We start from the raw sequence: 10,560 nt of genomic DNA on the forward strand, positions 1-10,560 counted from the left end.
ACGGACGGACGATCGTGCCGTTTCCGCCCTCTTCCGGAGATACCGATGCAAGACGCCCTATCCACGCGACAAGACCTTTTTGCAGATTTCAAACACGTCGATTTCTGGATCTTCGACCTTGATAACACGCTCTACCCTCAGGACCTGAACCTGATGGTTCAGATGAGAACCAGGACCTACGATTATATCCGCCAGCTTCTCGACACCGATCACACCGGCGCTGCCGAACTCTACGAGCGGTTTGAGACCGTCTACGGGACGGCGTTCAACGGGCTGATCATCGAACACGGTATCGATCCGCACGTCTTTCTCGACTATGTTCACGACATCGACCATGGCCTGCTGGTGCCCGATCTGCAACTGGCCGACGCCATCCGGTCGTTGCCGGGCAAACGCGTGATCTATACAAACGGAACCGTCGGCCATGCCGAGAACGTCCTGAAACGCCTGGGAATAACCGACGCGTTCGACTGCATTTTCGATATTGTCTGGGCTGATCTCGATCCCAAACCGCACAGAGCGCCCTACGAACGCCTCTTCGCGCAGATGGGGGCGGATCCGAAAAGGGCGGCGATGTTCGAGGACGTCGCCCGCAATCTCGAAATTCCCCATGTGCTCGGCGCAAGGACCGTTCTGGTCAGCCCCGAATTCTTGTGCAGGAGCAGGCATACGGATCGGGCTGCAGCGGATGTGGCGCCTGGCTACATCGATTACATAACCCACGATCTGCGTGGCTTTCTTGCGGGCGTGTTGAACGCCTTGCCGGACAATCGTCACAACGAAGACGATCGGCCCGGGACTTTTTGATCGTTTTCCGGGATGCGGTGTCGCTGACGGCAACGCCACGTCATTGCAGGCCGGCGGCCTCGACCGTGTCCGGACGATCTGCGACCCGCGCCCGAGCGCGGTGCCGGCTGCCAAGCTCGTGCTGCCGCCGCCACTTGGTATTACGCCAGCAGCTGCTCCGCAATCCTTGCGGCTTCCGCCACATGGGCCTGACAGGCGGCTGCGGCGCCGTCGGCGTCGTTGCGGCAGATGGCTTCGTAGATTTCGCGGATGCGGGCCGGGCCGGAGACGGTGCGATTGCTGGTCGACAGCGTCATGACGCGCAGGCGCGAGATGCGGCTGTTGAGGCGGCTGACAATGTCCCAGGCGATGTTGTGGCCGCTCGTGCGAAAAATGATCTCGTAGAAATCATGGGTTGCATCGAGCACGGCCGGCGGCGAGCTGTTCTTCGAGGTGCGATCGAGCTCTTCCAGCACGGTCTTCAGCCGAAGCTTCACCGCCTCGTCGGCGCGCCGCGCGCAATCGGCGACCGCGGTGGATTCCAGCGCGGCGCGGATCTCGTAGATCTGCCGGGCATCGTCCCAGGAAAGCCGCGCGACCGTCGGCCCCTGCTTGGCGACGTTGTCCACCAATCCTTCCGATTCCAGGTGCCGGATGACCTCGCGGATGACGGAACGCGAAACGCCCAGCTGGTCGCAGAGCGTGCGCTCCACCAGCCGCTGCCCCGGCTCGAACAGGCCCGAAATGATGGCGCGGCGCAGGCGGTCGAGCGCGATTTCCCGGAGCGTTGCGGGCGGCGTTTCGATGCGGAGATCGGCGAGTGTGGGATCTTGATTGGACATGCTTCGATGTAGCCGCAATTTTCTCCATCGACAAGGCCTTGACACGTCGTATGATGGTATACCAACATGCTGACAGACGAAAAGACAGGAGGCAGCCTTGGCGCCGGTGATACGCAAAACCCTTCTTCACGTGGAAACAACGCTTATCGAAGGCGACAAGGCGGCGGCGACCCCGCTGAAGCTGATCGCGGCCATTGCCGTGGTGAAGAACCCCTGGGCCGGCCGTGGCTTTGTCGAAGACCTGAAGCCAGAGATCCATGATGCTGCGCCGGTGCTCGGCGCGCTCCTGACGAAGATGATCCTCGATGCCGCCGACTCCGGCGAGGCGGTGGAGGCCTATGGCAAGGCGGCGGTGGTCGGCCTCGACGGCGAGGTGGAGCATGCCTCGGCGCTCATCCACACGCTGCGCTTCGGCAATCACTACCGCACCGCCGTTGGGGCGAAATCCTATCTCGCCTTTTGCAACACGCGCGGTGGGGCGAACGCCCCGATCATGATCCCGCTGATGGACAAGAACGACGAGGGGCGGCGCTCGCATTACCTGACCATCCAGTGCGCCATTCCCGATGCGCCGGCTGCCGACGAGATCGTCGTGGCGCTCGGCGCCTCGATCGGCGGGCGCCCGCATCACCGCATCGGCGACCGCTACCAGGACCTGAAGGAGCTCGGCAACGATGCCAGCAACCCCGCAGCGGTCTGAGACGGCTTCCGGCACCGCCTATGCCGTTGCCGGCAGCGGCGCGCCGCTGGTGCTGATCCACGGGGTCGGCATGCGGCTCGAAGCCTGGGCGCCGCAGATCGCGGCGCTGTCGGAACGCTTCGAGGTGATCGCGCTCGACCTGCCTGGCCATGGCGAAAGCCGGCCTTTGCCGAAGGGCGCGAGGCTCCCCGATTTCGTGGCGCGCATCGCGACGTTTCTGTCGGAAATTGATCGCGGACCGGTCAGCGTCGCCGGTCATTCCATGGGCGCGCTGATTGCGGGTGGCCTTGCCGCCGAGGTGCCCGGACAGGTGGCCCGCGTCGCCTTGCTGAACGGCGTGCATCGCCGCGATCCCGCCGCGCGCCAGGCCGTGGAGGCGCGGGCTGCCGAAATCTCGACCGGTGGCTTCGATCGCGAGGCGCCGCTTGCCCGCTGGTTCGGCGCTGCCGGTGAGTATGATGCCGCACGCGTCCTTTGCCGGCAGCTGCTCGCCGAAGTCGATGCCGATGGTTATGCCACCGCCTATGGCGCCTTCGCCACGGGCGATGCCGTCTATGCCGATCGCTGGCCGGATGTTGCCTGCCCTGCCCTCTTCCTCACCGGTGAGGGTGACCTGAATTCCTCGCCCGCCATGTCGCGGGCCATGGCGGCGGCGGCGCAGAACGGGCGGGCGCTGATCATTCCCGGCCATCGCCACATGGTGAACCTGACGGCGCCCGATCAGGTCAATGCCGCCTTGATCGATTGGATGGGCTGGACGGTCTCGCAACGCAAGGAAGCCTGCCATGACGCATGATCCACGACAGCTGCGCGATGCCTTCGGCGCTTTTCTCACCGGCGTCACCGTCGTCACCACCATCAATGCCGAGGGCCAACCGATTGGCTTCACGGCCAATTCCTTCACCAGCGTCTCGCTCGATCCCCCGCTCCTCCTCTTCTGTCTCGCCAAGACCTCGCGCAATTATGCCGCCGTCACCGAAGCGGCCGGCTTTGCCGTCAACATCCTCTCCGAGGCGCAGAAGGACGTGTCGAACACCTTCGCCCGCCCCGTCGAGGATCGTTTCGCGGCCGTGGCGTGGCAGCGCGGTCCCTTCGGCTCGCCGGTCTTTGACGGCGTGGCCGCCTGGTTCGATTGCGCCACCCATTCCGTCGTCGATGCCGGCGATCATGCGATCCTGATCGGCCGGGTCGAGGCTTTCGAGAATTCCGGCCTGACCGGCCTCGGCTATGCCCGCGGCGGCTATTTCCTCCCCGCCCTCGCCGACAAGGCGCTGATCTCCGGTCAGGATATGCCGCAGGTGCTGGGCGCGGTCGCCGAGCGCGACGGTCAGCTCATGCTCACCCAAACGCCCGATGGCGGACTGGCGCTGCCGGGGCTGGAGCTTGGCTCTGGCGAGGGTGTCGATGCGCTCACCGCCCATCTTGCGGCCCTTTCCGGACTCACCGCCCAGCCGGGCCTCGTCTATTCCATCTATGAGGACACGCGGGTGCGCCGCCAGCATGTCATCTACCGCGTGACCCTTGGCGAGGGCGCGGCCACGGGCGGGGTCTTCTTCCCCGTCGAGGCGCTGCCGCTGGAGCGGATCGCCGATGCCGCGACGCGCGACGTGCTCAAGCGCTATGCGGCGGAGAAGAGCCTCGGCAATTTCGGGGTCTATGTCGGAAATCAGGAAAAAGGCCGGGTGCATGCCCAGCCGGTCAGGAGCTAGTCGATGAAGTTCTCGCTCTTCGTTCACATGGAACGGCTTAATGCCGACCAGAGCCATCAGGAGCTCTATGAGGAGTTCATCGCGCTCTGCGAGATCGCCGATCGCGGCGGCATGCACGCCATCTGGACCGGCGAACACCACGGCATGGATTTCACCATCGCGCCGAACCCATTCATCAACCTTGCCGATCTCGCCCGCCGCACCCAGAATGTGCGCCTGGGCACCGGCACGGTGATCGCGCCCTTCTGGCACCCGATCAAGCTTGCCGGCGAAGCGGCGATGACCGACATCGTCTCCGGCGGCCGGCTCGACATCGGCATTGCTCGCGGCGCCTATGGTTTCGAATATGAGCGTCTGCATCCCGGCCTCGACGCCTGGGGTGCGGGCCAGCGCATGCGTGAGCTGATCCCGGCCGTCAAAGGCCTATGGGCCGGTGACTACGCCCATGACGGCGAGTTCTGGAAATTTCCGGCGACCACCTCGGCGCCGAAGCCGGTGCAGGCGCCGCATCCGCCGATCTGGGTGGCGGCGCGCGATCCCAACAGCCATGAATTCGCGGTGGCGAACGGCTGCAACGTGCAGGTGACGCCGCTGTGGAACGGTGATGGCGAGATCGAGAGCCTGATGGGCCGCTTCAACGCCGCCTGCGAGAAGGCGCCAGAGATCGAGCGACCGAAGATCATGCTGCTGCTGCACACCTATGTCGGCTCGGACGCCGACGACGTGGAGCAGGCGGCCCGCGAGGTCAGCGTCTACTACAATTACTTCTTCGCCTGGTTCAAGAACGAGCGGCCGATCCATCAGGGTCTCATCGCCCGCCTTAGCGAGGAAGAGATTGCGGCCAACGCCAATCTCTCCCCCGCCGTCATGAAGGCGAATATGCCGATCGGCACATCGCAGGAGGTGATCGCACGGCTCAAGGCTTACGAGGCGCTGGGCTATGACGAATATTCCTTCTGGATCGACACCGGCATGACCTTCGAGCGCAAGAAGGCGTCGCTCGAACGCTTCATCGCCGAGGTGATGCCGGCCTTCCGGTAAGGAGAACGACATGCAGCGCTTCCAGCAATATATCGACGGCGCCTTCGACGACGGCAGCGCCCGTTTCGACAGCATCGATCCCGCGACCGGCGCGGTGTGGGCCGAGATGCCCGAGGCGCGCGAGGGTGATGTGGACCGGGCGGTGAAGGCTGCCGAACGCGCTTTATATGATGGCCCCTGGGCGACGATGACGGCAACGCAGCGCGGCAAGCTGCTCTTCCGTCTGGCGGACCTCGTCGCCCAGCGGGCCCCCGTCTTGGCCGAGCTCGAGACCCGCGACACCGGCAAGATCATTCGCGAGACCTCGGCGCAGATCGCCTATGTCGCGGAGTATTATCGCTACTACGCCGGCCTCGCCGACAAGATCGAGGGCAGCCATCTCTCGATCGACAAGCCGGATATGGATGTGTGGCTGCGCCGGGAGCCGGTGGGCGTCGTCGCGGCCATCGTTCCCTGGAACAGCCAGCTGTTCCTCTCCGCCGTCAAGCTCGGCCCGGCGCTTGCCGCCGGCTGTACGCTGGTGGTCAAGGCCTCCGAGGACGGACCGGCACCGCTTCTGGAGTTCGCGCGTCTCGTGCATGAGGCCGGCTTCCCGGCCGGCGTCGTCAATGTCCTCACCGGCTTCGGCCCCTCCTGCGGCGCGGCGCTGACGCGTCATCCGGGCGTCGCCCACATCGCCTTTACCGGCGGTCCGGGCACGGCGGCGGCGGTGGTGCGCAATTCCGCGGAAAACCTCGCCAGCACCTCGTTGGAGCTTGGCGGCAAATCGCCCTTCATCGTCTTTGCCGATGCCGACCTCGAAAGTGCCGCCAATGCGCAGGTCGCCGGCATCTTCGCCGCCACCGGCCAGTCCTGCGTGGCCGGCTCGCGCCTCATCGTCGAGCGCTCCGTCAAGGACCGGTTCCTCGCCATCCTGAAAAGCCGTGCAGAGGCGGTGAAGATCGGCTCGCCGCTCGACATGGCCACGGAAGTCGGCCCGCTCTGCACCGATCGCCAGCGCAAGCTGATCGAAAGCGTCGTGACCGCCTCCGTCGAAGCCGGCGCAAAGCTCGTGGCCGGCGGCAGCCGCCCGAAGGACGATGGCTATTATTACGCCCCGACCATTCTCGACTGTGATGGCGTGTCCTCACCCTCCGTCGAGACCGAGCTCTTCGGTCCCGTTCTTTCCGTCCTCTCCTTCGAGACGGAAGCGGAAGCCGTTCAGCTGGCCAATGCCACGCGTTTCGGGCTCGCGGCCGGTGTCTTCACGCAGAACCTTGCCCGCGCGCACCGCATGATCCGCAAGATCCGCTCCGGCATCGTCTGGGTGAACACCTACCGCGCCGTCTCGCCGATTGCGCCCTTCGGCGGCTTCGGCCAGTCCGGCCATGGCCGAGAGGGCGGTCTGGCGGCGGCGCTCGATTATACCCGCACCAAGACCGTCTGGGTCAGGACATCGGACGATCCGATTCCCGATCCCTTCGTCATGCGGTGATGGCCTGCCCCGACGCCAGGAGAAAAAGGGCGCGGGGCGGGCGCGGCCGACCTCGACCAGCATGCTGACGACAATGCCATGACTAAAAACGCAAAAAAGGGGAATGACATGAAGACACTGCTCATCGCCACCGCGCTCGCCGCCATTCTCGGTGCCGCCGGCTCCGCCGCTGCCGCCGACATGGTGTTCACCAGCTGGGGCGGCACGACGCAGGACGCCCAGAAGGCTGCCTGGGCCGACAGCTTCGCCGCCGCCTCCGGCATCAAGGTGGTGCAGGACGGCCCGACCGACTACGGCAAGATCAAGGCCATGGTCGAGGCCGGCAACGTCACCTGGGATGTCGTCGATGTCGAAGGCGATTATGCCGTGCAGGCCGGCAAGGCGGGCCTGTTGGAAAAGCTCGACTTCTCCACCATCGACAAGAGCAAGCTCGATCCGCGCTTCGTGACGGATTACTCCGTCGGCAGCTTCTATTATTCCTTCGTGATCGGCTGCAACAAGGATGCCGCCGGCACCTGCCCGAAGAGCTGGAAGGACCTGTTCGACACCGCCAAGTTCCCGGGCAAGCGCGCCTTCTACAAATGGTCGGCCCCGGGCGTGATCGAGGCGGCGCTTCTGGCCGACGGCGTGCCCGCCGACAAGCTCTACCCGCTCGACCTTGACCGGGCCTTCAAGAAGCTCGACACGATCAAGGCCGACATCGTCTGGTGGGATGGCGGCGCCGCCTCGCAGCAGCTTCTCGCCTCCGGCGAGGCCCCCTTCGGCTCCTTCTGGAACGGTCGCCTGACGGCACTCGCCGCCACCGGCGTGACGGTCGAGACCTCCTGGGATCAGAACATCACCGCCGCCGACGCGCTCGTCGTTCCCAAGGGCACGAAGAACAAGGAGGCTGCGATGAAGTTCATCGCCAACGCCACCGCCGCCAAGCCGCAGGCCGAATTCGCCGCCGTCACCGGCTATGCGCCGATCAACCTCGGCTCGCCGGACCTGATGGATGCCGCGATCCGCAAGACGCTGCCGGACATGCAGGCCGCAAGCCAGGTCAATGCCGACATGAGCTACTGGGCCGAGCACCGCGATGCGATCGGCAAGCGCTGGTACGCCTGGCAGGCCAAGTAAGCCGGCCGCGTTCCTTCCACCCGCCGGCCATGCGCGCCGGCGGGCTTCCATCCAATGAGAGGTTTTGACGCATGGCCATGACCGCCACGGCCGCGCCGGGAGAGCGCGTCGCGCGCCGCAGAAACGCCGCCTTCGCCTGGACGCTGCCGGCGCTGGTGCTCATTCTGCTGTTCTTCGTCACGCCCGTGCTCGGCCTCATGCTGCGCAGCGTGACGGAGCCGACGCTCGGCCTGCAGAACTATGCCGAGCTGATCGGCACCGGCACCTATGCCCGCATCTTCGCCAACACCTTCCTCGTCGCCGGCGTGGTGACGGCGCTGTCCGTGGTGATCGGCTATCCCGTCGCCTGGGCGCTCGCGGTGCTGCCGCGGCCCTGGGGGCAGCTCGTCTTCGCCATCATCATCCTCTCCATGTGGACGAACCTTCTCGCCCGCACCTATGCGTGGATGGTGCTTCTGCAGCGCACCGGCGTCATCAACAAGACGCTCATCGGTCTCGGCGTCATCGACAAGCCCTTGGCGCTCGTCAACAATCTCGTCGGTGTCACCATCGGCATGACCTATATCATGCTGCCCTTTGTCATCCTGCCGCTGGTCGGCGTCATCCGGGCCATCGATCCCGCCATTTTGCGGGCCGGGGCGCTATGCGGCGCCAACAGCTGGCAGTGCTTCACCCGGATCCTGCTGCCCCTGTCGCTGCCGGGCGTCGCGGCCGGCGCGCTCATGGTCTTCGTCATGGCGCTCGGCTACTACGTGACCCCCGCCCTTCTCGGCGGCACGGCCAATATGATGCTGGCCGAAATGGTCGCGCAATTCGTGCAGTCGCTCGTCAACTGGGGCATGGGTGGGGCCGCCGCCTTCGTGCTGCTCGTGGTCACGCTCGCGCTCTATGCCGCGCAGCTGCGCTTCTTCGGCACGCGCCGGATCGGCTGAGGAGGAACCGCCATGCTTCTCGACTTCGACCGGCTCGGGCCGTGGAAATGGGTGCTGATCACCATCACCACCCTCGTCTGCCTCTTCCTGATGCTGCCGATCGTCTTCATCGCGGCGCTGTCCTTCGGCTCGTCGCAATGGCTGATCTTCCCGCCGCCCGCCTGGACGACGCGCTGGTATGGCGAACTCTTCGCCGATCCGCGCTGGCTGCAATCGGCCTTCACCAGCCTGAAGATCGCGGCCATCGTCACCGTGCTCTCCGTCGGGATCGGCTTTCTGGCAGCGCTCGCGCTCAACCGGGGCACCTTTGCCGGTCGCGAGGTTCTGCGCGCGCTCTTCCTCACGCCGATGATCCTGCCGGTGGTGGTGCTCGCCGTCGCGCTGTACGCCTTCTTCCTGAAGATCGGCCTCAACGGCACCATGCTCGGCTTCATCATCGCCCACCTGCTGATCGCGCTGCCCTTCTCGATCATCTCGATTGGCAGCGCGCTGGACGGTTTCGACAAGTCGATCGAGGATGCGGCGATCCTGTGCGGCGCCAGCCCGTGGGAGGCGCGGATGCGCGTCACCGTGCCCGCCATCAGCCATGGGCTGTTCGGCGCCGCCGTCTTCTCCTTCCTCGCCTCCTGGGATGAGGTGGTGCTGGCGATCTTCATGGCGAGCCCGACGCTGCAGACCCTTCCGGTCAAGATCTGGGCGACGCTGCGCCAGGATCTTACCCCCGTCATCGCCGCGGCCTCCACGCTCCTCATCCTCTTCACCATGCTCCTGATGATCATCGCGGCGCTCGTCCGACGCGGCAGCAAACAAGGGACGAAACCATGACCTCCGCCTTCATCGAGATCCGCGACATCAAGAAGCACTACGGCCCGATCACGGCCGTGAAGGATGTGACGCTCGATATCCGCAAGGGCGAGTTCATGACCTTCCTCGGCCCCTCGGGCTCTGGAAAATCGACGACGCTCTACATGCTGGCCGGTTTTGAGTATCCGACGGCCGGCGACATCAAGCTCAACGGCAGGACGCTGCTCGACACGCCCTCCCACAAGCGCAACATCGGCATGGTGTTCCAGCGTTACACGCTGTTCCCGCATCTCACCGTCGGCGAAAACGTCGCCTTTCCGCTGCGCATCCGCCGCATGCCCAAGGCCGATGTCGAGCGCAAGGTGAAGGAGGCGCTGCGCCTCGTTCGGCTCGAAGGCTTCGAGGACCGCAAACCGGCTCTGATGTCCGGCGGCCAGCAGCAGCGCGTGGCGCTGGCCCGCGCGCTGGTCTACGATCCGCCGGTGCTGCTGATGGACGAGCCACTCTCGGCGCTCGACAAGAAGCTGCGCGAGGAGATCCAGTTCGAGATCCGCCGCATCCACCAGGAAACCGGCGTGACGATCCTCTACGTCACCCATGACCAGGAGGAGGCGCTGCGCCTGTCGGACCGCATCGCCGTCTTCAGCCAGGGCAAGATCGACCAGATCGGCTCCGGCCAGACGCTCTATGCCGAACCCGCCACCCGCTTCGTCGCCGGCTTCATCGGCGATTCCAACTTCATCGACACCGACGTCGTCTCCGTCGAGGGCAGCCACGCGACGCTGGCGCTGCCGGGCGGCAAACTGGTCTCCGGCGTGCCGCTCCACAGCGCCGGCCCCGGAAAGACCGCCGCCCTGCTCCTGCGCCCCGAGCGCATCGACATCAGGGCCGCAGATGGGGGCCCGGACGGCGCGCTTAAGGGCACCATCCGCGACATCACCTTCCTCGGCAACAACACCGACGTGCTCGTGGAGATCCCGGCCGGCAAGCAACTCTCCGTCCGCATCCCCTTCGGCCATCCGATGCTTGGCGGCCTCAAGCCCGCGCTGCCCGTGGCGCTGTCGTTCAACCCGGAAACGGTGCATGCGTTTCAGGGGTAAGCCGGCAAGGGACGAAGCGCAGCATCGACATGCGTTTCTTCGGGCAGGACTGC

11 protein-coding genes are annotated in these 10,560 nt (G+C 65.5%); 10 read left to right on the plus strand and 1 reads right to left on the minus strand.

Annotated elements, in window-relative coordinates:
- Positions 1 to 45 precede the first annotated feature (45 nt).
- Positions 46 to 807 carry a pyrimidine 5'-nucleotidase gene (locus BJF92_RS21735; protein ID WP_075636829.1) on the plus strand — a complete coding sequence of 254 codons (762 nt, stop codon included), beginning with the start codon at positions 46 to 48 and terminating at the stop codon, positions 805 to 807.
- 140 nt (positions 808 to 947) lie between these two features.
- On the opposite strand, the gene BJF92_RS21740 is transcribed toward BJF92_RS21735, so the two are convergent.
- Entirely contained in the window at positions 948 to 1,628 is a 681-nt protein-coding gene (locus tag BJF92_RS21740; RefSeq protein ID WP_075636830.1) for a GntR family transcriptional regulator, read from the minus strand.
- 97 nt (positions 1,629 to 1,725) lie between these two features.
- Between BJF92_RS21740 and BJF92_RS21745 the strand changes: the two genes are divergently transcribed.
- The 9 genes from BJF92_RS21745 to BJF92_RS21785 all read left to right on the plus strand — a co-directional run bounded on the left by BJF92_RS21745 (position 1,726) and on the right by BJF92_RS21785 (position 10,507).
- The gene (locus BJF92_RS21745; RefSeq protein WP_075636831.1) at positions 1,726 to 2,328 is read left to right on the plus strand and encodes an amino acid synthesis family protein; all 603 of its coding nucleotides are present in this window, start codon (positions 1,726 to 1,728) and stop codon (positions 2,326 to 2,328) included.
- Positions 2,303 to 3,124 (plus strand): alpha/beta fold hydrolase, encoded by an 822-nt coding sequence (locus tag BJF92_RS21750; RefSeq protein ID WP_075636832.1) that lies wholly within the window; start codon positions 2,303 to 2,305, stop codon positions 3,122 to 3,124. Before BJF92_RS21745 ends, BJF92_RS21750 begins: the two co-directional genes overlap by 26 nt.
- The gene (locus tag BJF92_RS21755) at positions 3,114 to 4,037 is read left to right on the plus strand and encodes a flavin reductase family protein (RefSeq protein ID WP_075636833.1); all 924 of its coding nucleotides are present in this window, start codon (positions 3,114 to 3,116) and stop codon (positions 4,035 to 4,037) included. Before BJF92_RS21750 ends, BJF92_RS21755 begins: the two co-directional genes overlap by 11 nt.
- Before the next feature lie 3 nt (positions 4,038 to 4,040).
- On the plus strand, positions 4,041 to 5,078 hold the full coding sequence (locus tag BJF92_RS21760; RefSeq protein WP_075636834.1) for an LLM class flavin-dependent oxidoreductase: 1,038 nt from the start codon (positions 4,041 to 4,043) through the stop codon (positions 5,076 to 5,078).
- Between the two features lie 10 nt (positions 5,079 to 5,088).
- Positions 5,089 to 6,552, plus strand: coding sequence for an aldehyde dehydrogenase (locus BJF92_RS21765; RefSeq protein ID WP_075636835.1), 1,464 nt, complete (start codon positions 5,089 to 5,091; stop codon positions 6,550 to 6,552).
- A gap of 108 nt (positions 6,553 to 6,660) precedes the next feature.
- Positions 6,661 to 7,671, plus strand: a complete 1,011-nt coding sequence (locus BJF92_RS21770) for an ABC transporter substrate-binding protein (RefSeq protein ID WP_075636836.1) — start codon at positions 6,661 to 6,663, stop codon at positions 7,669 to 7,671.
- A 71-nt stretch (positions 7,672 to 7,742) separates the two neighbouring features.
- Entirely contained in the window at positions 7,743 to 8,603 is an 861-nt protein-coding gene (locus tag BJF92_RS21775; RefSeq protein WP_075636837.1) for an ABC transporter permease, read from the plus strand.
- A 12-nt stretch (positions 8,604 to 8,615) separates the two neighbouring features.
- Complete coding sequence (locus BJF92_RS21780) at positions 8,616 to 9,428, plus strand: ABC transporter permease (RefSeq protein ID WP_075636838.1); 813 nt, start codon at positions 8,616 to 8,618, stop codon at positions 9,426 to 9,428.
- A complete protein-coding gene (locus tag BJF92_RS21785) occupies positions 9,425 to 10,507 on the plus strand; it encodes an ABC transporter ATP-binding protein (RefSeq protein ID WP_075636839.1) in 1,083 nt (360 codons plus the stop codon). Before BJF92_RS21780 ends, BJF92_RS21785 begins: the two co-directional genes overlap by 4 nt.
- Positions 10,508 to 10,560 lie beyond the last annotated feature (53 nt).

Source organism: Xaviernesmea rhizosphaerae (genome assembly GCF_001938945.1).
Taxonomy (GTDB): Bacteria; Pseudomonadota; Alphaproteobacteria; order Rhizobiales; family Rhizobiaceae; genus Xaviernesmea; species Xaviernesmea rhizosphaerae.